Below are 23,791 nucleotides of genomic sequence, written 5' to 3' on the forward strand. Positions count from 1 at the left end.
AGGTGCAAAGTGTATTACAAACAACAGCAGTCAAAAGTATTGACGGTTGAGTTTCGGCTAATTAGCGTAGCGCTCTGAGGGTAACAGACCGTTGTAACTGAGCTAAAGCACGGTTGTAATCCAAAATTGCTGTAACTCGATTACCTTCAGCTTGTGTGAGGTCGTTTTCAGAGTTAATAACATCAGTTTGAGTGCCTACACCAGCTTGGAATCGCAAACGCGCTAAACGTAGAGCTTCTCTAGCTTGTTCTAAAGCGGTATTAGCGGTTTGAACATTCTCTAATCTAGATTGCTGGGTAGAATAGGCTTGTTCTACCTGAAAGCGAATTTGGTTGCGCTGTTCGGCAAATTGAGTTTCTGCGATCGCAATACTAGCTCTGGACTGAGCTGCCCTTGCTTTTGCTGCTCCTCCATCAAACAAATTTAGGGTTGCCTGAACTCCGAATGAATAACCATCAGTAGCACTGACATTATCATTGAACTGATCTAGCAGGTTGTAGCTAGCGACCAAACTAACTTGAGGCCCCAGTTCCGCAAGGGCCTGCTTACGCTGTTGCTCATAAGTATTGCGTTGTGCTAGCTGCTGTTGCAATTCTGGACGATTTTGATAAGCTAGCACAATACTTTGTTCTAGCGTTGGGTTCCAAAGACCAGCTAATTGTACAGGATCGGCTGCACTGATATTTACCGTCTGTGGCAAACTTATCCGAGTTGCTAATTGACGACGGGCTATTGCCTGCTGCGATCTAGCATTAGTCAAATTTTGTTGGGCATTTGCTAAAGTCACTTGCGATCGCAACACATCAAACCGCGTACCAACCCCAGCTCGCTCTAAAGCTTCTGCATCACGCAAACTAGCCTGAGAGTTCACTACAGCCGACTGGCTAATGCGTACTTGTTCATCCGCTTGTTGCAAATTGTAGTAGTCAGTAGCAACATTCAGACGGATTGTCTCAGACTGAGTTTCTACAGCCAACTCATAGTAACGTAGCTGTTCTTCAGCCGCTCTGACACTAGCTTGCACTCTCCCAGAAGTATAAATATTATATGAAAGTTGTGCTTGACCAGAAAAACCTGTACTGGGTTTATCTTGGTTAGAAGGAAAGCCATTTCGCGCGCTTAATTCGTCTGTCAGCTGACTACTAGCAGACTGACTGCGAGTCAGATCCGTGCTAATTCCCAGAGTGGGTAACAAAGCAGCTTGCGCCTCTCGTAGAGCCGCTTGATTGCGTTCTAGCTCTAATAGAGACACCTGTAAATCGCGATTATTCCGCCGTGCTAGCTCCAAAGCCTGTGCCAAAGTAATCGGCTGATTTCCCTGAAGTGTCACTTCCTCTGGTTTGGTAGGAAATTGCAGGGGATTTGAGCTAGGAATCAGGTTCTGTGGAATTTGCACTGAACCTGACGGCGCAGGAGTTATGGTTCTCGGCACTGTGGAAGGTTGCACCGAACCCCCAAGCGTCGGAATTACGGTTTCCGGTACTGTAATCGGTTGCGCTGAACCCCCTGGTACAGGAGTTACGGTTCCTGGAAGAGTGGGAGTTGGCGTCGAATCTGTCGGAATCGGAGGATTACTCTGAGCAATGCTCCCAGCAGCATTTTGTTGTGAGCAGGTACTTGAAATCAGTAGCACAGATGAGGAATCAGTTTTGCTTTTCCCCAATTCCTGTGGACATCTTTGGGCTGACAACAGTTTTGCCGATCCCACACCTGTAGCTGAAGATTGTAAAAATGGCTGCGACTGAGTAACAGTATTTATCTTTTGAACCACTGGCTGCTGTGCAGAAGACAGGGACAAAATTTCTTTTTGGACAGAAAAGGGTTTTGAAGTGTAGTTCGGAACTACTACGCTCTTTGATTCCTGCCCATCAGCGCTTGAATTACTGTTTTTTTGGTTATTTTGAGCAGAACGGCTGACACCAAGCTGTTGGGAAGCATTAGAGGTAGGTGTCAAACTGAAAAATCTACCTTTATCTTTCTTAAGTACTTGTTTTATTGGCACAACAGTATTTTCAGCCGGAAACGCTGGAATACTGTTATTACTTAAAGGCTTCATACTAAGTTTAGTGAAACCGAAAGCAGGTACTAGGGTTGGAACACTAACATTTGCACCATTATGCAGTTGCGTATTCACAATGCCCCCAACTAAGTCTTGACCATAAGTAGAAGTCAAAACACTAGGAGAAGACGCCACTTGTACCCCAGTTAGTTTTACAGTCCCAGCCCAAGCAGGCCCAGTTGTTAAAACCGCTGCTGTCACACCAGGCAATAAGCTATGGAATAATTGCTGTCCTTTCACCGCATCCCTCACACGAAAATCAATCTAGCGGCAGAAAACCTTTCTTCACCACAGAATATAGCACGATACTAAATTTAGGAGAGAATATACTACGATACTAAATTTAGGGTTCGGAACTCTGTTTGTCTTCAAAACGTCTAACAATGCGAGAAAGTTCCGCCTTTTCATCGATACTAACCCGAGTAGGAGCACCGCTAATAATCCGTTCGTAGTTTCGGAAAGAATCTTTAATATCGGGGCCATCCGCAGTGATATTATACTCACGAATGCCCTTATCATGCCAAGAGCCTCTCATTTTGAACACGTTAATTGCCCGCGACATTTCTCCACGAATTTCTACGTACTGTAGCATCAGAATTGTATCGGTAATCGTGGAGATATGAGAATCAGTAATTGAATGCGCTCCCAGAAATTGGTCAGTTGTGTTAGTAAAGAAACCAGTAATTTCTTCTTGTTTAGCATAACCCGTCACACCAATTACAAACTGCCTAAATGCATTATTGCTGACTCCTCTAGCTAATGCTGATAGGGAGTCAATGGCGATGCGGGCTGGTTTGAAGATAGCAATTTCTGATTTTATAATTTGTAAATGGTCTTCTAAACCAGTTGATTCGGGATAAGTACAAATTATTTTCAGTAAACCTTGATCTTCTAATTCTTCAAAATCAATTCCCCAAGAGGAAGCATTACGAGATAGTTGCGCGCGTGATTCTTCGTAAGCAAATAATATTGCCTGTTCTCCATTCAGGCAGCCATCTTGAATAAACTTACTTACTAACAGGGTTTTACCAGTCCCGGTGGCTCCTGTTGCCAAAATAATCGAATCTTTAAAGAAACCACCACCGCACATTTCATCTAAGATTTTCACACCAGAAGATACCCTGACATTAGAAGATCGTTGAGTCAAGCGCATTGCTCCCAGTGGGAAGATGTTAACCCCTTCATTAGTAATCGTGAAGGGATACTCGCCTTTCATGTGAGTTGTGCCGCGCAACTTGAGAATTTCACTTGTGCGACGGCGGCGTTCTCCTTCTAAAGCGTTGCGAACAATTACTACATTATCAGAAACAAATTCTTCCACTCCAAAAGAGGCAACGGGGCCATATTCTTCGCTACGTTCAGTTGTAATAATAGTGGTGACATTGAGTAGTTTTAGACGGGCTACTAGGCGAAAAATCTCGCGCCGGACTACTCCCATCGCTTCATACTGCTGAAATACTGCTGTTATTGAGTCGATTGAAACTCGTTTAGCTTTGTATTTGCGAATCGCATATTGCAATCGCTCAATTAGTGCAGACAGGTCAAAATTACCAACTATATCCTGTCCTTCAGGATCGGGAGATGCATCAAGAATAAACAACTTGCCTTCCTCAATTAGGCGTGGCAGGTTCCACCCAAAAACATGAGCGTTTTTAATAATATCACTGGGTGATTCTTCAAAAGTAACAAATACTCCTGGTTCGTCAAAGTAGGTGATGCCGTTATAGAGAAACTGAAGAGAGAATAAAGTTTTACCTGTACCGGAAGTGCCACTAATCAAGGTAGTTCTACCAATTGGTAAACCACCATGAGTAATATCATCAAACCCTTCGATCATCGTGCGAATTTTTTCTACACCTCCAATTTTCGGTGTTTTTTTTGGTTTTGCTTGCTCTGTTTCACTCATTGCTTGATAACAAAAGGGTATTAAAAACTGTTTTTTTATAAGAAGAATTCAGAACTCAGTAGTAAGAATTCAGTAGGAATTTTGTCTGTACGATTGGGTAATATTGTATTCCTTGTGCGTCTCGGAGAGAGCATCTGAATATTGCTTAAAATCTTACTCCGTCTCGCTACGCGCTTTCGCCCAATAGGGGGGAAACTAGTATTAAATATTCTCGCCTTAAAAGTCTATCCCTTTATGGGTAGATAATTCTGTATTCTCTATTCTGTATTCTGGCTCCTTCATTAATTATTTTCCTCTTCAAAATCTCCTTCACTCAGTTCTTCATAGAGCAAATCTAATCCAATCAATACTCTTTCCCTATCTGAAAGATCCCCGATAATTTTACGAACGGGTGGAGGCAAAATTTTAGATAATGTTGGCGTCGCCAATATTTTATCTTCTTCTGCCAGTTGCGGGCTTTTCAGTACATCGATCACTTTTAAAGCATAAACACCTTTAAACTCCTGCTCTAAAATATTTTTGAGTGTTTTTAAGGCGCGGACTGAATTAGGGGTATTCCCTGCTACGTAAAGTTTGAGAACGTAGGTTTTTCTGGCTTTATCCATATACTTACAAGCTAGTCCTGAGAATATAAATACAATATTTGTTTGCACATTGTGGATGATTAACAGAGGTAGCTTGTGCTAAGTTCAACATCGATAATTTTAAGTTATCTAGAAATCGAACTTCTGTAGAGTTCGCATAGATGAGCCAGGATATCTATCAACGTTAAACGGTAATCAAGTAACGCCTCATTGCTCCTTCCTTCTAATTTTAGCTGGTTAGAAAATTCTTCAATTACCTCCATGTGAATTTCGATGATTTTGGGTATAGGAATATTCGCATAAAATATAGTATTGATAAATTTATCAATTTTTTCTTTGAGTGTTTTATCTGTGGTAAAATAGTTTATAAGAATCAGGCTGTAATCTGATTTTAGGTGTCTTAATAATTCTTGCCTTTCTCCTGGAGTCATCTCCTGGAAATGCTGTTGACTTTTTTGGGTGTGACTGGCAAATACATAGATGTACTTGTCTGTGTATGTTTTATTTAAATTTGGTTGCAGCAAAATTGGTAAATAGTTGATTTTTGCAGAGGTAGTTGCAACAACGGGTAGATAGCAATATTGAGCAATAATCGCGTCAATAACTTTTCCCACCCATCTGCTCCAGCATTTTTGTTTGTTTAAATCAACTAGATTATTTAAGCATTTCTTAACATCAGGTTCCAGAATCAATATCGGTAATAACATCTATTCTTAAATCTATTTCCTTGATCGCCTTGACCAAGAAATGTGGGTTAATAAGTTTGGCTAACGCTTCTAAGGGAATACTAGGTGTGCGGTAAAGTGGTGATTCCACCCCAAAACAACGCTCTATGTTAGCAGGTAGTGCTAGTACAGCGTCGCGTAAATAAAGCTACCATTTTAAAACTTGCAAAGGCCTTGACATACAAAAATTTTGACTTTTGACTTTTGACTTGCGGCCTTAGCCACTCAACAACTTAGTGCAGCAACTGAGTAATTAGACTTAGTAGGTCTTTGATGATGAGGTATTTGTCGGCATAGCAAGACACAGGAGCTAATTTATTATTTACATAGATAGATTTTTTGATTTTGCTCCTTGATAAGATACTTAAACGAACTTAAAGGATTGTCCCATTCTAAATCATTATAATTCCTCAAGGTTCTAAAGCGATTCTTTGGGGTCATAATTGTTTTAGCTGTCGCTATCGATGAGGAGTTTAAATACCAGTAAGACACTGGGAGGCTAGTTGCTAGAACTTAGAAACGTCGCCTCTTGGAAAAATATAAAGGACGTAAAAGTACCCGTGAGGGAAAATCCCGTTTTTTTAATGGCGTTGAAATAACCAGAGTTGCTTATATGAGTCTTCTTAGAGGATATGGCTTCAGGCGAAAACACCATCAACAGTTGGCAGATGGAAATGCCGGAGGGTTCCAGAGGAAGAATGACCCCAAAAGCCCTATGTTAATGCTAGATTACCCGCTTTATGACTTTCAAGCAACCGTACCTAGCTGCCCCCAAACAAGTTCTTTGGCAGTGGTGTTGGAGATTTTTGAGCAAGAGCAGTGCGATCGCTTGGTAGTAGTGAATCAACAGCAATCCCCCATCGGATTGCTGTATTCTGCCCGTTTAATCCAAAAATTATTAACAGATAGTGACGATAAAAATCTAAATTTACACCAATCACTCTCCATTTGCGGTCAAGGTGTAATTGAGCCAATACAGACAATATTAGCTTCTGAGCGTGTAGAGCAATTAGGCTTGCACCTATGTTATGCCCAAGCCGAAAAACAGCAGAGCTTAGATTGGGCGCTGATTGACTCTGATGGTCAATATTTGGGGTTGCTGGATAGTTCACGCCTGTTGCGATCGCTCGCTAAAGAACGCATGGCTGGGTTACAAAATTCAGGCATCGAGAGGTCGTCTGGTGAGCCACAGCCAAATCAACCCAAGTCGTTAGGACACCAGCCACTGGTACAATTGCTAGAAAGATTGCCTTGGCCTTTAATGTTGCAAACCGGTACTGGCGAGGTGGTAGGACGAAATCCCGCCTGGTGGGAGCAATTAGGAGGCTTGAAAGATCCAGAAGGAGTTAGGCAACAGGTGGAGGCAATACTTGTCCCTAAGCTTTCCGAAAAACCAGAATATCTCACCCAACGAGCAATCAAAGTTTATCCCAATGGTGGCGAACAAGAACTAACCCAGCAAGAAGCATCACCAGATCCTGTATACAGTCGCTGCTATTTGGATAGTCAAGTAGGTACTTGTACTTGCGTTGTCGAAGTGCAAAATGGTCAGGAGCGAATCTGGCAATTTGCCAAAATTCCCTTAGATAGTCCTGAGTTTCAAGTCATGAGTGGACAAGATGAGGTTGCACTCAGCGAGGATTTGTGGTTAGTTTTAGCTACTGATGTGACTGAACAGCAGCAGCTTTGCAAAGAATTGGCTGCAAAAAATGCCGATTTAATTCAACTAAATCGGTTGAAGGATGAGTTTTTAGCTTGTATTAGTCATGAACTCAAAACTCCCCTAACTGCCGTTTTAGGATTATCGCGGTTGCTGGTGGATCAGCAGTTGGGAGAACTTAACGAGCGTCAAGCGCGTTATGCGGGACTGATTCATCAAAGTGGTCGCCACCTGATGAGTGTGGTGAATGACATCTTAGATTTGACCCGGATGGAAACGGGACAAATGGATTTGACGCTAACTCCGGTGAAAATTAGTGCTGTGTGCGATCGCGCCTTATCAGATGCTAAAGCCATCCACACTCAAACTACCAAAGCATCTGCCTCACCACCTCCAAATGCCCGTTCATCTGCTCCCCAATTCTGCCTTTCCATTGAACTAGGCTTAGACCAGATAGTGGCAGATGAATTACGCTTGCGCCAGATGCTAGTACACCTACTTTCCAACGCCTTTAAATTCACCGAAATATCTGGCGAAATTGGGCTAAGGGTGAGCCGTTGGGAAGGATGGATTGCCTTTACCGTCTGGGATACAGGCATTGGGATTCCTGAACACCAGCAACACTTAATCTTTCAAAAATTCCAACAACTAGAAAATCCCCTTACCCGGCAATTTGAAGGCACTGGTTTGGGGCTAGTATTAACCCGGGCCTTGGCTCGTCTCCACGGAGGAGATGTCAGCTTCTTATCGCGTGAAGGAAAAGGTAGCCAGTTTACACTACTTCTGCCGCCCAGTCCCCCGAAAACAGGCTTTTTGGAACCAGATATGGGAATTGGAGAAGAGGAAGAAACACGACACCAATCGACACGGGAAAACTCAGCCGCCCATCGGGGACATGTTATTACGTCCACACAGCATTATCCTACCAGTTCCCAACGGTTGGTTTTAGTAGTCGAGGCAGTAGCCCGATATATTGAAGACTTGACCGAACAACTTAAAGGTTTAGGATATCGGGTAGTGATTGCGCGATCGGGAACAGAAGCTGTCGAAAAAGCTCGGCGCTTGCAACCAATAGCGATATTTTTGAATCCGTTGCTACCCCTGCTATCAGGCTGGGATGTGCTGACTTTACTAAAATCTGACACAGCAACCCGTCATATATCTGTAATTGTGACAGCGACAGGAGCCGAAAAGGAGCAAGCATTTGCTAACCGAGCCGATGGTTTCTTGAGCTTACCAGTAGAAAATCACCTTTTAGCGCCAGTTTTAGAAAAATTATGTACTTCACCAGCAGTTTTGCCGCAAGGGTTAAACAACAGCGCAATTATCCCAACTAAAACCCCACTGCGAATTCTCAGGTTGGTGAATCCCCAATTGGAATCGGTCAATCCCCACCCCTCACTTCGAGAACACCGGGTGATTGAAGTAGATGATCTAGATCAAGCAGAACTTTTGGCGCGGGTATGGCAGTTTGATGTCATTTTGCTAGATGTCGAAAGTACCACCGCCCAAATTTATCTGCAAAAACTAATTCAGCATCCCCGTTTAGCGGCTATCCCACTGGTTACTTGCGATGTCGCAACTACTTTAATAGCTTCTAAAATACCAGAATTATCTGTATTTCCTTACTTAACACCATTTGCTAAAGACAACAGCAGTCGCACTGAGAAAACAGATGCCTTACTATCAGTACTGGAAATTGCTTCTGGTATTTGCTGTCCTGCTAACATCTTGGTAGTGGATTTGACAATGCTGCGTGATTTACCACAGGTAAGACGCAGGCAAGTTAAGGGTTATCGGGCAGCAAAAAATTGCTCAATTAGTAGTGAAACTGCCGAACGAGGGTCTGAGTGGTTCCAAGCTTTAATTCAGTACCTACAAACAGCAGGCTTCAAAGCGGCGATGAGTCCCTGTTGGGCAGAAGTGTTACAACAAATTCGCCACCAAAGCGTTGACTTACTGCTAATTTGTTTAGGAGAATCCGCTATCCACAAAGACGTGCTAAAAGCACTGAAAACATTGGGAGATTCGCCTGACAAATTACCCCCAATTTTAGTACTGAATCGGCGATTAAATCGCCCAGAAACCAGTTTACAGCCTGGGGTAGCCGATCAAGAAATTGACAAGCAGAAGAAGAATGGCTTGGAATCGATAGAAACTATTGTTGGTGCGATCGCTACCCAAATATTACCGCGATCGATATCAATGGAAGACCTCTTAAACCAGATTAATCACGCTTTAGCTGTCAATGGTTACAATCACAAATGTTAATCCGGTCGTTAGTCATTTGTCCTTTATGAATAACCAATGACTAATGACTAATGACTAATGACTAATGACTAATGACTAATGACTAATGACTAATGACTAATGACTAATGACTAATGACCATTTATGAAATATCCATTTTTTCGCTTTTCTTTTTCTTAAAAGGAACTCGAACCAAGTTATAAGCACCCTTGGTTGATAAATTCTTGTAATCATCTGGCTGTAAGTCCATTTGTAAAAACTTTTTCTGTTCAGCTAACAGCAGCACTGAGGCAGGTTTTAGTCCTTTTGCAGCCTGGTTTTTGATATGTTCTATAGCCTCTTGGGGAAATTTTAAATAATTTACATGAATGTGGCTGTAAAATACCACACTAGGCTTTTTGAAGCCAAGCATGATCAATTCTTCATTTGGTTGTTTTGTTTCTAGGATGACAGCAGACAACTCCCTTAAGGGTAATTGACGTTCTCGATCAATAAAGAACGAAGCAGGGGTTAAGACAAAAATTAAAAACGCCACAAACCCGATTAAATTAATACTGATAACCTGCTTCCATTGGCGACTTAATAATAAACCCGCAACTAAAACGGCACAAACCAGCCACATTACCCCGGCTATTACTGGTAAGCCAGTTCGTTGAATTTGTTCGTGGAAGTTGCTTATAGCTGGATCGGTACCTAATATCTGGGTTATGTTAAATAGTGCTGTAGCCAGAACTGATAAAAATACTACATTCACCCAACCACTCACTCGCAGAAAAGAGGGGGAAGCAGGAATTGTTTGTCTAGCCTCTGTATCCTGAAAAAAGTCGCTCCACAATAGGGCTACTAGAATGGCTGCTGCTGGCATTAAAGGCAACACGTAGCTAGGGAGTTTGGTAACAGCAATGGTGAAAAAAGCAAAGACGGTAGCAAACCAGAGCCAAGCGAATAAACCAAACTGCTGAAAACGTTCAACGGATCGCCAGTGCGATCGCTGCCAAAACTTTAATCTTACTATAGAGAGTGGTAAATACACTGAGTAGGGCGCAAAACCCAGCAGCACTACTAAAAAGTAAAAATACCAAGGTGCTGAGTGACCATTAACGACTTCTGTAAAGCGTTCTAGGTTGTGATAACCAAAAAAGGAGTTAATGTAATTCCAGCCATTGCGCCAAATTACTAAAGCATACCAAGGCACTGATAAACCTAAAATTATCAGCATACCCACCAGAAGGCGCATTTCCTGCAACACCTCTCGAAACCTTCCCACATAAAGCAAAAATGCGGCAACAATTAGCCCTGGTAAAACAATTCCCACTGGCCCCTTAGTCAAAATTGCGCCAGCAATCAGTACATAAAAAGCTAAGTACCACTTATTAGGGAATAGGGCATGGGGCATCCCAACTCTTGGAGACGCTACGCGAACGGCTTCGCTCAGGGCAAGTAAGTGGGCATTGGTTATTCTTTCTCCCCCTGCTCCCCCTGCTCCCCCTGCTCCCCCTGCTCCCCCTGCTCCCCCTGCTCCCCCTGCGTACCCTAAAAAGAAACATAATAAAGCTGATGCCATGCATCCGGTGAGCAGCATATCAGAGACACCAGTTCTCGCCCAAATAATAGTTTCGGGATTGAGTGCCATCAGCGCTGCTGCGATAAAAGATGTTTTGTAGCGGCGATTAGGACGTGAAACTTGCTCTAATTCGTCTTGTTTAGCGAAATACCACTGTATGGTGTAAAAAGCTAAACAAATTAAGGCGAAGGCTGCGATCGCTGAAGGAAGGCGGACTGCCCACTCATTCACTCCTATAATTGCATAAGCGATCGCCTGACACCAGTAAATTAAAGCAGGTTTATCGAAACGAGTCTCACCATCGAAAAATGGGGTTATCCAATCACCTGTAACTAACATCTGGCGGGAAGCTTCGGCAAACAACGGCTCTGTCTCATCAATCAAACCAATGTTGCCCAAATTCCACCCAAAAGCTATCCAGCCAATCAATATCAACCACAAAATCGACACAGTTCTACCAAGGGCTGGATTCTTGGCTATTTTGTTGAACCACTGATCAACATTGTGCTTAACACTCAATTTCATGCTCATTAGTCAATAGTCAACAATCACTACTCAATAGTCGTTGATTATCTCTCTTTTGTTCTTCGGAGTTTTAAATTCAACAATATTACACTTTTTCCCGTTCAGTAACGCCAGTTGTTTGAAGTTGCCAGAAAAACTTCTTCAACACACTAAGTAGGTAGACAAGATAAAATCAAACTATGTAACGAAAAGTAAAATCTCTGTATTTGGCTCGTAGTCGTGCTGTCTTCGCTAAAGCGCAACTACGAGCCAGTGATGATTATTTGCGCCCACTTACTTAGTACTACTAAATATCGACTATGGACTCAGCACTAGCTGCCATTCTCTGTTTTGGGAATTCCATCTAGGTAGTTGAGTTTCGCCGACAACATAAGGCCCCCAGTAACGACGGGAACCATCTTCTGCGAAAGCAACTAAAATATCTCCCTTCTCCAGCCTTAAATTATTCTGAGGTAGGGATAAAATCAGTCCCTTATCACTACCTTCTTGGGGAGCAAAATCCCAATGTGCCGGTACATCATAGTTAGCCTGCTTAGTACCAGAGCCTTTTGCAAGCGACTGTCGCGCCAGTAGAGCCAACCGTACAGGCTGATTTGTTTGATTGCTCATTCGCAAAGTTCCTTGATCCTTGCTTTTGCTTGCTGATTTATCACGCTCTGCCAAGACAGGATAAGTATTATCTTTAATATTAGGTTCTACTTGATTGGTTGAGGTAGTTGCTGGAGTAGATTGACTAGCGGAAATACCTTTTTCAGGTGAAGCCCGTGTAGAGGAAGCCGTCTCCCACTGAGTAGTTTCATCTGGCGGTTGTGAAGATGTATCTGGCTTTGTGGACTCAAAGGATACGCTCACTCCAAAGCATCCCACCAGAGCAACAAGCAGTCCCAAGCAAGAAGCTGTAACACCAACGTTACGATATAATGAGAATTTCATATTGATAGTTATTAGAAATAAATATTTTGTTTAGGCTTGACCAAATAGTAGCCTATTATCCCAAAAGGGAATCAGAGAAAGCAGTCTAATATAAATAAACTTTCCTAAAATTAATGATACTAATGTATTATAATGATCATTTTGATTAGAAAATATCTGGAGGAAATAATTTCCTTGATATTTGATAAACTTGGGGTACAAATACCTATTGCTTTGTGTCTTGACCGTAGGCTTGGATAAAAACAAGAAAATTAGATACCGAGCCAGCCAATTCATTTGTATAAATAAAAATTTAGTGAAACCACTAGCGGCTCCAACAAGGCGTTTTTTGCCAAACCCTTAGATTTATCTAAGATACATATTTCATTTTGCGTTAGAATAAATACCCTTTTAAGGGGCTAGACTTCCGTAAAGATGATAGTGCAAATTTGAATCAACGCTCAAAGCCCAGCAGATATCTATAATATTAACAAACAAGCTGATGTTAAAACCAATATCCTCCTTAATATAAAAGATATTTTAAGATATCTTGACTTTTTCCCAGAAGTCTATCTGATGCAAAACACTCGTCTCAATAACTTATTCGATGCCATTGCTACACGCTTAGGGCAATGGTTTTTAAATCCTTGGCGGCGACTATCGTTGCGGATAATTAGTTTTTTGTTTGGTTTTTTTCTGGGAAACGCAGTTTCCACTACAGCCGGTCAAGCGGGTGTATTGGATATTGTGGTAGCTGCTTTTTTAGTAATGTTGACGGAAATTACCAGTAGGATATTTTATAGTCGCAGCTTTTTGTCAAGGCGATCGCTCTTGGTAGACTCACTAAATCTCCTCAAAGTTGGTTTGACCTTCAGCCTGTTTCTCGAAGCCTTTAAGCTGGGATCGTAGGATGAGAAATGAGGGGGATGAGGGAGATGGAGAAGCAGGAAGCAAGAGAAGCGGCGTTAAGAGATGGGTTGAGAGCAAAAGCTTTTGGGATCACGCCGGAAAATGTCGATGAGGTGATAGAAAAGCGATCGCATTTACTAAAATCTGTTCTCCCAGCTTTTAGTGAATTCTGCCAAACTACTTTTCAAATTGAACCCCAGGAAATGTTACAAATATTGTGGGACTTGTGGCTGCCGTTGGGAATCAAACTAGCATCGCAGCGCCAACAGTTAGAACGCCCTCTGATTCAGGGAATATTGGGAGGACAAGGCACTGGTAAAACCACAATGTCCAAGGTTCTCAGCTTGATTCTCGAACAGTTGGGATATCGGACTGTGAGCTTATCTTTGGATGATTTATATAAAACTTACAGCGATCGCTTGGTTTTAACACAGCAAGATCCCCGCTTGATTTGGCGCGGACCACCAGGAACCCACGATGTAGATTTAGGTTTAAATGTACTAGACCAAATCCGCCAGTCGCAAAGCCCAGTTATGCTTCCCCGCTTTGATAAATCTGCTTTTGGAGGTGCTGGCGATCGCACTAATCCAGAAATGGTGACGGATGTAGATATTGTACTATTTGAAGGTTGGTTTGTGGGTGTGCGGCCAATTAACACAGATATATTTGAGACTGCACCACCGCCAATTATTACAGATGAAGATAAAGCATTTGCCCGTCATATTAATCATAGTCTTTACAATTATTTACCACTGTGGGAGCGATTAGACAGCTTAATTGTGCTATATCCAACTGATTACCGTTGTTCTTTAGAGTGGCGCAAACAAGCGGAACAGCAGATGATTGCTGAGGGTAAATCGGGGATGAGCAATGCAGAGATAGAGCAATTTGTCAATTATTTTTGGCGATCGCTTCACCCGGAATTATTCATCAAACCGTTGGTAAAAGATGCGACAGTGGTTGATATGGTGATTGAGATTCATGCCGATCATAGCTTTGGTGAGGTATATTGCGATCGGGCTAATTCGTAATTTGTAATTTCAAATTGTAGGTTAAGGTTTATATAAAAGCTATGCTAACTCCTGGTTGACTGAACAAGTTTGTTAAGCTGCAACAAAAAAGATTTGTCAGCTAATAAAATATTAGTCTTCAAAAAACTCTTCTTTAACTTCTAGGACTTACGCATCAAGTACCAAATGTAAGGGCAATTCATGAATTGCCCCTACGGAAAATCAAGGTACTGCCTTTTTGGGTAAGTGCTAACTTCGTGACTCTGTGTTCTCTGTGCCTCTGTGGTTAAATAAAAAGCTTTTGAACCGCTCCAGACGCAGAAAGCACAGAGAGAAAAAGAAATGTTAAAAGTATATTAGCCAAGTCTTATTTTAACTTCCTCAGCCAAATTTACCAGTAGCACCTCTACTTGCTCACCTGTTTTCAAATCTTTCAGCGAGGACTTTTGGGCTGCTGCTTCCTCAGAACCAATAATTACACAAAATTGAATTCCTTGTTTATCAGCTAGCTGAAATTGTTTACCCAAGGGGCGCTTATCAAAATTAGTGATGACATTAATTCCAGCTTGACGCAGATGTTGCGAAACTTTTAAATAAGTTGGCATTAAATCTTCTTGCATATTCACTACCATCACATGGGCTGGTGTAGCAGCTAATGTATTAAGAATACCAGCTTTTAACAAGCGACTAATTAAGCGAGTTAAGCCTATAGAAATGCCGACACCAGGCATTTTTTCACCCAAAAATACCCCAACTAATTCTTCATATCTCCCGCCAGAACAGATACTACCTAAAGCTTCATGTCCTAATAAAGTTGTTTCGTAAACTGTACCAGTATAGTAATCAAGCCCACGAGCAATAGATAAATCAATACAGAAACGATTTTCGGCAACTCCGAGATTACGCACGCCTGTAATTACCGTTTCTAATTCGCTAACTCCCAGGCTTAATTGCTCGGTTTTTGACAAATTTTGGGCGAGATGCTTAAGCTTATCTAATACTTCATCAACGGAACCATCTATTTTAATAAAATCAATAATTTTTTGAGTCTGTTCTTCTGAAACTCCCTCTTTTTCTAATTCTTCTTTTACTTTACTTTCACCAATTTTTTCTAAATTATCAACAATACCGATGCACGATTTAATTTTGTCTTCGGTAATTTCCACTGACTTAAAAAAACCTGTAAGAACTTTACGATTATTGATGCGAATCAAAAAATCACCAATATTTATTGCTTCAAATATCTCAGTGATAATTGCAGGCATCTGAGCATCATAGAGCAAGCTGAGTTCACGACGAGCAACTACATCAATATCGCACTGGCGGAACTGACGAAAACGCCCATCTTTCGCCCGTTCTCCCCGAAAGACTACATCCATTTGGTAGCGGGCAAAGGGAAAGGTTAACTCATTCAGGTGACGGGCAATATATGCTGCTAATGGAACTGTTTGATCAAACTTTAAAGCTCTTGCTTCCGAACCAGTTTCGCCTGATTTATCTCTCTCGGCTTGCCGATTTGGCGGCAGGATGGGGTCAATACCATAAATGATATTGTCGCCTTGATTTCCTTTAGCTTGCAGCACTTCTAAACGTTCTACAGCAGGTGTTTCAATAGGCGTAAATCCATAGCTTTCAAAAACTCTACGGATGATATCTAGCAAATATAATTCTAGACGCTTTTCACTAGGCAGAAATTCTGGGAAACCGCTAGGAGTAGAAAAGTTGATTTTGTCACCTTTGGCCATGCGTGTACCTTATTAAGTTGAAATTTGAGACGAAAGCCTAACGACTGGAAATCGTGGCTACACAAACAAAGTCCGCCTGGGCGGACTGGAGAATAATCAGTGATTATCTTTGAGCGAAGAAATTACTATTTTAGCCGTTCTTCTTGAATTAGAGTGCGTTGAAAAATTTTGTTGTTCTTAAACCAATGCCAAGTGCGGGCCCGATTGTTATTGTCAGGGCTAATGTAGATCATTTCGTATAAACTCATCTCTGGGTTTGTTTTATAACTAAACCACAAAATCACAATTGAATCATCGGCTTCCCAAGCTTTACCTTGGATGCGATCGGTGTCAAACCAGAGCTTATTATCTTTATAGCTTCCTGGAAATTCATATTCTTCTTGTTTACCATCAGACCACTTATAGCGATTGATTTGGTAGTAGGGATGAGGGCTATTTTCTGGAAATTGACAGCTTAAGTGAGACTGATAACTGTCAAGGGTTTTTCCTGTTGTATCAATTACTGTATAAGTTCCTACCCAATCTCCTTGATGACGGGCAAGTACGGGCATTCCTTCTCGAATATTTGACATGACAATTCACCTTTTATTGTTCTAACATTTGCAAAAATCGAGTAAAGTAATCGGGAAAAGTTTTCGCTGTACAACCAGGGTTTTTTATTACAATGTCTAGAGTCTTTAAGCCAGTGACAGCAAATGCCAGTCTTGACTAAATAAGGCATTTTCTAAAATCGAGTCACCTGGCGCTAAGGCCGCGACGAGTAATGCCCGATTGGTAATAAGCTACTGATGATCGCATTGCTCACTCCCCATTATCAAACCACCAAGGGTCATTAGTAGCGTTAGTTTTAATTAAAATAGCTTTTTTTCGCATGAACCGTTTCAGCGCGGCTGCGCCCATGCGTGACCCTCCCATACCGGAGAATTTGAAGGCGTTTTTCTCTCCCTCGTGCATCAGGGCGGTGAGTGCAGCATCGTTGATACTAATAGCACCTGCATCTATCTGCTGGGAAACTTCTAAGGCTTCGGCTTGTGAAGCAAAGACAGCAGCACTCAATCCATAAATTGAGTCGTTCGCTAAAGAGACTGCTTCCTCTACTGTGGAAAAAGACATCACTGGCATAATGGGGCCGAAAGTCTCTTCGGTCATCACTTTCATGGAATGATTAACCTGGGTGAGAACTGTCGGACGACACCACCAACCCCCCCCTAAGTCTTCAATTACACCACCGCAGTGAATTACTGCTCCCTTTTCCACTGCATCTAAAAGATGGTCGCTAATAATTGCTGCTTGTTTTTCGGCAATGATGGGGCCAATTTCTCCACTTTCAACTGTGGGGTAGGCTAGCCCAAGGCGATGGGCTTTCGCTACTAATTGATGGTAAAATTTTTCAAATATCGATTCAGCAACATAAATTCGCTCAATTGATAAGCATGACTGTCCGGTGTTGACGACGGAACCCCACAAGATTGCTGAGGTTGCTAATTCTAAATTGGCTGATTCTAAAACGATCGCAGGGTCTTTTCCTCCTAATTCCAAAAAAGCTGGAATAAACCCTTTAGCAGCCGCTTCTGCTACTTTTCGCCCCGTTGCTACACTACCTGTAAAGCATACCAAATCTACATTTTCAATCAAAGCAGATCCAGTTTCGCCTGCTCCTTCAACAAAAGTTAATACGTCGCGCAATTCAGGAACAGCGCTGATTGCTGTTTTCAGTGGTGCTACGAAGCGGGGAGCAATTTCACTGGGTTTAACAATCACAGCACAACCGGCCAGTAATGCCGGAATCGTATCAATGGTTGACAGTAACAGTGGAAAATTCCACGGGCTAATTACCCCAACTAGGGGATAAGGAACGGATGTTTGTTGCAAAGCGATAAATGGAATTGCTGTGTTTTTGGCAGAGTCTAGCAGCAATTCCGGCGCTAACTTACACCAGCGATCGATGCTAGAGAGAAAGGAGTCTATTTCTAATACTGAGGTCGAAAATCTTCCTGTATCATTTACCAAAGCCTCCGTCAAGCGATCGCGCCCTGATAATATCGCTTTCTTCCACTGCTGTAAGGCTTCAATTCTCCCCTCTAAACCCAATTGCTGCCAGCTAACTTGCGCCCTGCGGGTGCGCTTACATTGCTGTGCCAGCAACCTGGGAGGCGGCGGGATAATTACGTAGTCAAATTTACCAGTTCGAGGATTGCGGACTTCTATTGGATTACTCATTGGTCATTGGTCATTGGTCATTGGTCATTGGTCATTGGTCATTTGTCATTCATTGGTTATTAATTCTTCTCCCCTTGCTCCCCCTACCTCCCCTACCTCCCCTACCTCCCCTGCCTCCCCTGCTCCCCCTGCCTCCCCCTGCTCCCCCTGCTCCCCCTGCTCCCCCTGCTCCCCCTGCCTCCCAATTCAAATTATCCCCAGTTTGGCTAACCGTTCAATGGTGGCTTGCTGTGTTTGCAAGAAGTGTTTGCGGTCTACTTCTCCCTCCAGCATAGTATTAGCTGGGTAAAAGTGTGATTGGCGATAACTTTCGGCGTATAGTTCAAATCGTTGGCGGGAAAGTAAATTATTTAACCCTGGTCGGCGGCGATCGCGGCGTAATGCTCCTAAATCAATCTCGGCAAATGCTGCCATGCTTTCACCTGCACCTGTTTCTGCTAAAACGATTCCGCGATGGTCAATGATTTTAGAACCACCATCAGCCGAAGCAATGGGGATGGCAATATTAGCGATGCCTGCGGTATTAGCTGAAACTACATAAGCCATATTTTCGACGGCACGAGTGATTTTTGCCGCGTCTTTAGGTGTGAGGTTTTTGTTGTATACTTCCGAGGTGGAATGGACAAAAACCTCCGCTCCTCGCATCGCCAGACACCGCGCCACTTCTGGATACAAAATTTCTTCTGATGCTAAAGCTGCCAAATTACCGATCTCCGTTTTGGCTACGGGGAAAACTCCCTCTAAACCATAGCAGTCAAGATATTTATCCCAAACATCATGGGGTGTAGGAGCAAATAAGGAATTTAGCCGCCGATATCGCAAAATAATTGAGCCAGAGGGGTCAAGAATAAAGCAGGTTTGAAAGTACAATCCGGGAAAATTGGGGTCAAGTTCGTAGGCATTACCAGCTAAAAAGATTTTATGCTTTTGGGCAATTTTACCAAGGGCTTCATACTCAGCACCAGCCATTTCTATACAAGCTTTTTCTGCCCATCCTAAGAGAGAATCTCCCATCGGGAAACCAGTCAGGAAATATTCTGGCAGTACAATTAAACGACAATCAAAGCCGATGAAAGCAATACTAGCAGCAATTTGTTGTGCTAGGCGGTTGATAGAGTTTTGCATGAGCGATCGCGCTTGTTGGCGTAGGCGTAGCCCGCCGGAGGCATCATTTGTTTGGTTGACTGCATGACAGGTAACTTGCAGCGCTAAAGCTCGGTAGGATTCTGGATTAATGGGCATGGGACTAAGGACTAAGGACAAATGACTAATGACTAATGACTAATTCGATCACCACCCCAAAGCGAACGCACAAGTTTATCTGCCAACTCAGATCCAAGTATCTGTGTGACAAATTTATTACCTGGGTCGCGTTCAGCACTGGTACGACGTAGCGCCAAATCAAGAGCCGCTAAAGCACTGCGTGCATCTTCTGGCACAGGTTCAGCTGCATCTACCCAAGTTAACCAGCGATCGAGTGTTTCGTGTGCAAGTGTGCGTACCAGTTCGAGGGTCTCAAAAGTAGGTAGGCCTGTGTAGCACAAGCTAACAGGCGATTGAAATAAGCGAATATACAGACTTTTGCTGGTAAATACCTTGAGGTGCGAATCTTCCTGTAACTTTAAAAATGTTTGATTAACTGGCTCATAGTAGCGATCGAGAGATGCCAAATCGCTTAAAAGCTCAGTTCGGGGGATGTAATCTATATAAAAGAAAATATTCGGAAGTGTGCCAAACTCAAACGCCAAATGAGGAACCTGAATATGCGACTTCAACCAAGTAGTGAGACGCATGGTGCTAAAGTTTGATTTTTCAGGGTTTCGTAGCCACGAATGCACTAACCAATCAATTTCTTTCCCGGAAAAAGCGGTGAGCGAACCCTTCATATTGCCATCGAGACTGCTGTATTGCTGTAAATTTTCTACAGAAGGGTCTGGATGTAATTCAAAACGAGCGTCTATTTTCTGACGGAGTTCGTTTGTCAAACCCCACAATTGTTCAGATAAGTCTGTACTGTCTACATTAGGTTGCTGCTCAAACATTGTTTATATGTACCCTTTTTAGATAATTAATACAAACAAAGCATAATGTCAAAACAAAACACAAGCATCTAGCTTCTGTCCAGACGGATGTATTCTGACTTCTGACTTCTGAATTTTTCTTCAATTATTGTTTGCTTCTCTTGTCTTTGGATAAACTTAATTTAAATGAAGAACTCCAGGTAGAAGAGAGAATGTCAAATTTCCCCGATCGCACAGAGTCAAACACTGATAAAGTTTTACTCATCGGAGTTACTGGCGGCACAGGTGGAAATGTCATTAAGGGATTTCTCGAACAGGGAGTTACAAAGATGCGAGTCATCACTAGAGAAATTGACCTTAATCGTCCAACTCTTGCAAAACTCAACGATGCCGGAGTTGAACTGGTAAAAGCCAACCTCGACGATGAAGCCTCCCTCATAGCAGCCTTTACAGGAATTTCGGCTGTTTACTGCCATGCTACTTCTGCGGACTCCGCTAAAATTGACCCGCTAGAGGTGGAAAGAGCAAGGCGAGTTGCACAAGTTGCCAAACAAGCTGACATTAAGCATTTTGTCTACAATGGAGCAGGTGGGGCAGACAGGAATTCAGGAATCCCTCGCATTGAGCAAAAGTACCAAGTGGAGCAAATTCTCAAAGAAGCTGGCTTACCGACTACCATGTTGCGAGCTTGCTTGTTTATGGAGGAGTTTTGGAAGAAGTACACGCGACCTTCCATCCTCAAAGGTAGTTTCCCATTTTCTATTCAGCAAAACAAGCCCCTTCATCTAATTACAACCAAGGACATGGGCCGTGTTGCTGCTTACGTAATTAAACATCCCACCAAGTATATTGGTCAAGAAATTGAGCTAGCTGGCGATGTGCTGACTCCTCTTGAAATGGCAGAGGCATTTTCTCAAGCGCAGGGGATGAAAGTTGTCTACAAAGAGACACCCGCCTGGATTTTCTTACTCTTGCTGCAAAAAGAACTGTTCGATTTGATTCAGTGGTATCGCAAGCAAGGCTATCAAGCCGATGTCGGGCGTTTACGAGAAGAGGAGTTTCCTGGACTTCTGACCACATTTAGGGAATTTCTCGCAGAAACCAACTGGGCAAATGCGGAACTCACCTACGAGAGTCTGTAATTGAATTAGTACATTGTGGCAAAAGTTGGCCTACATTTAACCAGTTGCTCAGAGCAACTTATTAAGCTGGGCGGTTGATGGAGTTTTGCATGAGCGATCGCAATGACACCTGATCAGTGGATGATTCTTCATTTAGATGCCTTTTCCCTTACTCTAAATTAAGTAATAATACTGGAGCTTCATATAAAATACTTTTTATTATACTTAATTATAAAAATAAAAATAACTTTCTCAGTAAATATAGACAAATCAGAATAAAAACAAATACTAATAAGTTAGTTCTTTTGTTATTAGTATACCTATGGCTTTCGATTTAGATGAAACTTTCCAACTAGACATAGCTGAAATGAATTTAAAACAAGTACATTCAGCAATATTTAGTTTACATAAACCAAAAATCCCTTTCATAATTTGGTTACTAGAAAACCCTAATAGCCTATTGGCGTTACCTGGAAAAATTAGTCTGCGCCATCATGATTATATTCACATACTTTTAGGTAGAGGTATTTCTCCTCAAGATGAGGCTTTTGTAATTGGATTTACAATGGGTAATGACTTAAAGACTAATCAACTACATCTATTCATCTATAAACTTTTTGCTAAATTTATATATCCATATCCTTATAATTTATCGACATCAGATTTAATAAATTTTAATTTAGGCTTTATGTATGGTAGAACAATTAAAATTAAACAAATAAATGAAATAAACTTTAAAATTTATCAATATCAAACCATAGGGTATTTAAGAAATCTTTTCGGGATTAATCCTGATGAAATAAAAGTTAAATATTAAACTTGGTTAATCACTAATTAACATTTATCTAAATAATATTATAAGAATGCACCTGTCTAATAAACTCAGATTCGTCCCCTCTCAAATAGTACCTATAACGTTACTGCTGACATTAGTCTTATTTATTCCTCAAATTTGCCTGAATTGGCAAGCAAATTATAATTTTAATAGTATTACTAAACATGAATTTAAACTCCAAATTCTGAGTGATGAAATTACTTACCTTGATGAAGTATTAACGATGTCAGCACGCATGAATGCTGCTACAGGCAAATTTATTTGGGAAGAACGATATCGCCAATTTGAACCTAAACTCGATCTGGCTATTAAAGAATCTATTAAGCTGGCTCCTAAAGTATACGAGAATGAGGATGCTAAAAAAGTTGATGCTGCTAATCAGCGCTTAGTAGCAATGGAAGACCAATCTTTTGAATTAGTTAAAAATAATCAAAAACAGATAGCAGAAATATTACTTTCTAGCCGCGAGTATGAAAATCAAAAACAAATTTATGCTGATGGGGTTGCTAAAAGAAAGCGTAATATATCACTTCAGTTACAGCAGAAAGTTGATGATTATTACAAAAGAATGTTTTGGGCAATTTTAGAATCTATTATAAGTTTAGCAATGCTAATTCCGGCATGGCTTTTAGTATTGCATTTATTACAGCAATACTTAAAAGCTAAAAAAGTTGCTCAAGCCGCCTTAGAAGAAACGAATTATAGGTTAGAAATGCAAGTTGCAGAGAGAACGGCAAAATTAAAACAAAAAAATAATCAATTACAACAGACACTGCAAGAATTGCAACAAGCTCAAGTACAACTTATTCAAACTGAAAAAATGTCCTCACTAGGTCAATTAGTTGCTGGTGTTGCTCATGAAATTAATAATCCAGTTAATTTCATTTATGGTAACCTGATGCATGTTAGAGAATATAGTCAGGACTTACTAAATTTAATTAACCTGTATCAGCAACAAAATTTTCATTACAACCCAGAACTAAATAGTCTGATTGATGAGATAGATTTAGAGTTTATTATTGATGATCTGCCGAAAATATTATCCTCAATGGCAGTTGGTACTGACCGCATTCGTGAGATTGTGCTAACTTTGCGGAACTTCTCGCGTCTTGATGAAGCAGAAATGAAACCTGTTGATATTCATGAAGGAATTGATAGCACTATATTAATTTTACAATATCGTCTCAAAGGAAAGCATAAACAGCAGGAAATTGCAATAATCAAAGACTATGGTGATTTGCCTCTTGTCGAATGTTATGCAGGAGGACTAAATCAGGTATTTATGAATATCTTAAGTAATGCTATCGATGCTTTATATGAATGGGAAGAAGAGTGTATTAAAAAAGAGGCTAAAAAACACCTTAGCTCGATTATTGTCCATACTCAAGTTAAGAATGAAGAGTATGTGATTATTAGCATTAAAGATAATGGGCCAGGAATACCAGAGAAAGTTAAGGCTAAATTGTTTGATCCTTTCTTTACTACTAAACCTATAGGTAAAGGCACTGGCTTAGGATTATCTATTAGTTACCAGATTATAGTAGATAAACACAAGGGAAAAATCGAGTGTATTTCTACACCTGGTAAGGGTACAGAGTTTTTGATTGAGATTCCGATTAAGCAGACGCGGTAAGCAAATATATGCACTGTGCAGCTTAAGCAAACCCTATTCATATCAGGTTCGGTTAAACACTGATATAGCTAGCTTTTCCTAATCAAATAAGTTACATAATAGTTCCCTCTTC

18 protein-coding genes are annotated in these 23,791 nt (G+C 41.4%); 6 read left to right on the forward strand and 12 right to left on the reverse strand.

The genetic code is table 11. The features are described 5' to 3' along the window. Positions 1 to 61: 61 nt before the first annotated feature. The 5 genes from V7K32_RS11675 to V7K32_RS11695 form a co-directional block, all read right to left on the reverse strand. Complete coding sequence (locus tag V7K32_RS11675) at positions 62 to 2,299, reverse strand: TolC family protein (protein WP_334993279.1); 2,238 nt, start codon at positions 2,297 to 2,299, stop codon at positions 62 to 64. Positions 2,300 to 2,402: 103 nt separating this feature from the next. Continuing rightward, positions 2,403 to 3,965, reverse strand: coding sequence for a circadian clock protein KaiC (gene kaiC, locus V7K32_RS11680; protein WP_334993281.1), 1,563 nt, complete (start codon positions 3,963 to 3,965; stop codon positions 2,403 to 2,405). A 281-nt stretch (positions 3,966 to 4,246) separates the two neighbouring features. Next, on the reverse strand, positions 4,247 to 4,570 hold the full coding sequence (gene kaiB, locus V7K32_RS11685) for a circadian clock protein KaiB (protein WP_109012544.1): 324 nt from the start codon (positions 4,568 to 4,570) through the stop codon (positions 4,247 to 4,249). 104 nt (positions 4,571 to 4,674) lie between these two features. Further along, positions 4,675 to 5,256 (reverse strand): KaiA family protein, encoded by a 582-nt coding sequence (locus tag V7K32_RS11690; RefSeq protein WP_334993283.1) that lies wholly within the window; start codon positions 5,254 to 5,256, stop codon positions 4,675 to 4,677. Beyond that, entirely contained in the window at positions 5,225 to 5,365 is a 141-nt protein-coding gene (locus V7K32_RS11695) for a hypothetical protein (protein ID WP_334993285.1), read from the reverse strand. The genes V7K32_RS11690 and V7K32_RS11695 overlap by 32 nt, the downstream gene beginning before the upstream one ends. A 624-nt stretch (positions 5,366 to 5,989) precedes the next feature. On the opposite strand from V7K32_RS11695, the gene V7K32_RS11700 reads away from it, so the two are divergent. Then, the gene (locus V7K32_RS11700; protein WP_334993383.1) at positions 5,990 to 9,205 is read left to right on the forward strand and encodes an ATP-binding protein; all 3,216 of its coding nucleotides are present in this window, start codon (positions 5,990 to 5,992) and stop codon (positions 9,203 to 9,205) included. Between the two features lie 121 nt (positions 9,206 to 9,326). Here V7K32_RS11700 and V7K32_RS11705 read toward each other — a convergent pair whose 3' ends face one another. Both V7K32_RS11705 and V7K32_RS11710 read right to left on the reverse strand, forming a co-directional pair. Then, positions 9,327 to 11,279 (reverse strand): ArnT family glycosyltransferase, encoded by a 1,953-nt coding sequence (locus V7K32_RS11705; protein ID WP_334993287.1) that lies wholly within the window; start codon positions 11,277 to 11,279, stop codon positions 9,327 to 9,329. 291 nt (positions 11,280 to 11,570) lie between these two features. Next, positions 11,571 to 12,206 (reverse strand): hypothetical protein, encoded by a 636-nt coding sequence (locus V7K32_RS11710; protein WP_334993289.1) that lies wholly within the window; start codon positions 12,204 to 12,206, stop codon positions 11,571 to 11,573. A gap of 555 nt (positions 12,207 to 12,761) precedes the next feature. On the opposite strand from V7K32_RS11710, the gene V7K32_RS11715 reads away from it, so the two are divergent. Both V7K32_RS11715 and V7K32_RS11720 read left to right on the forward strand, forming a co-directional pair. Beyond that, positions 12,762 to 13,094, forward strand: a complete 333-nt coding sequence (locus V7K32_RS11715; protein ID WP_334993291.1) for a DUF565 domain-containing protein — start codon at positions 12,762 to 12,764, stop codon at positions 13,092 to 13,094. A gap of 26 nt (positions 13,095 to 13,120) precedes the next feature. After that, positions 13,121 to 14,125, forward strand: coding sequence for a glycerate kinase (locus V7K32_RS11720; RefSeq protein WP_442938726.1), 1,005 nt, complete (start codon positions 13,121 to 13,123; stop codon positions 14,123 to 14,125). Between the two features lie 335 nt (positions 14,126 to 14,460). On the opposite strand, the gene hisS is transcribed toward V7K32_RS11720, so the two are convergent. From hisS to V7K32_RS11745, 5 genes are all read right to left on the reverse strand, one after another. Then, on the reverse strand, positions 14,461 to 15,849 hold the full coding sequence (gene hisS, locus V7K32_RS11725; RefSeq protein WP_334993295.1) for a histidine--tRNA ligase: 1,389 nt from the start codon (positions 15,847 to 15,849) through the stop codon (positions 14,461 to 14,463). 125 nt (positions 15,850 to 15,974) lie between these two features. Next, positions 15,975 to 16,421 carry a DUF3598 family protein gene (locus tag V7K32_RS11730; RefSeq protein WP_334993297.1) on the reverse strand — a complete coding sequence of 149 codons (447 nt, stop codon included), beginning with the start codon at positions 16,419 to 16,421 and terminating at the stop codon, positions 15,975 to 15,977. Positions 16,422 to 16,650: 229 nt separating this feature from the next. Beyond that, on the reverse strand, positions 16,651 to 18,069 hold the full coding sequence (locus tag V7K32_RS11735; protein ID WP_334993299.1) for an aldehyde dehydrogenase family protein: 1,419 nt from the start codon (positions 18,067 to 18,069) through the stop codon (positions 16,651 to 16,653). Between the two features lie 186 nt (positions 18,070 to 18,255). Beyond that, positions 18,256 to 19,311 carry a nitrilase-related carbon-nitrogen hydrolase gene (locus V7K32_RS11740; protein ID WP_334993301.1) on the reverse strand — a complete coding sequence of 352 codons (1,056 nt, stop codon included), beginning with the start codon at positions 19,309 to 19,311 and terminating at the stop codon, positions 18,256 to 18,258. A gap of 32 nt (positions 19,312 to 19,343) precedes the next feature. After that, a complete protein-coding gene (locus tag V7K32_RS11745) occupies positions 19,344 to 20,111 on the reverse strand; it encodes a red chlorophyll catabolite reductase (protein WP_334993303.1) in 768 nt (255 codons plus the stop codon). Between the two features lie 191 nt (positions 20,112 to 20,302). Between V7K32_RS11745 and V7K32_RS11750 the strand changes: the two genes are divergently transcribed. The 3 genes from V7K32_RS11750 to V7K32_RS11760 all read left to right on the forward strand — a co-directional run bounded on the left by V7K32_RS11750 (position 20,303) and on the right by V7K32_RS11760 (position 23,679). Further along, complete coding sequence (locus V7K32_RS11750; RefSeq protein ID WP_334993305.1) at positions 20,303 to 21,232, forward strand: NmrA family NAD(P)-binding protein; 930 nt, start codon at positions 20,303 to 20,305, stop codon at positions 21,230 to 21,232. A gap of 301 nt (positions 21,233 to 21,533) precedes the next feature. Continuing rightward, the gene (locus tag V7K32_RS11755) at positions 21,534 to 22,028 is read left to right on the forward strand and encodes a hypothetical protein (RefSeq protein WP_334993307.1); all 495 of its coding nucleotides are present in this window, start codon (positions 21,534 to 21,536) and stop codon (positions 22,026 to 22,028) included. 46 nt (positions 22,029 to 22,074) lie between these two features. Further along, the gene (locus V7K32_RS11760; protein WP_334993309.1) at positions 22,075 to 23,679 is read left to right on the forward strand and encodes a sensor histidine kinase; all 1,605 of its coding nucleotides are present in this window, start codon (positions 22,075 to 22,077) and stop codon (positions 23,677 to 23,679) included. Positions 23,680 to 23,791 lie beyond the last annotated feature (112 nt).

It is taken from the genome of Nostoc sp. (assembly GCF_036917635.1).
Lineage (GTDB): Bacteria > Cyanobacteriota > Cyanobacteriia > Cyanobacteriales > Nostocaceae > Nostoc.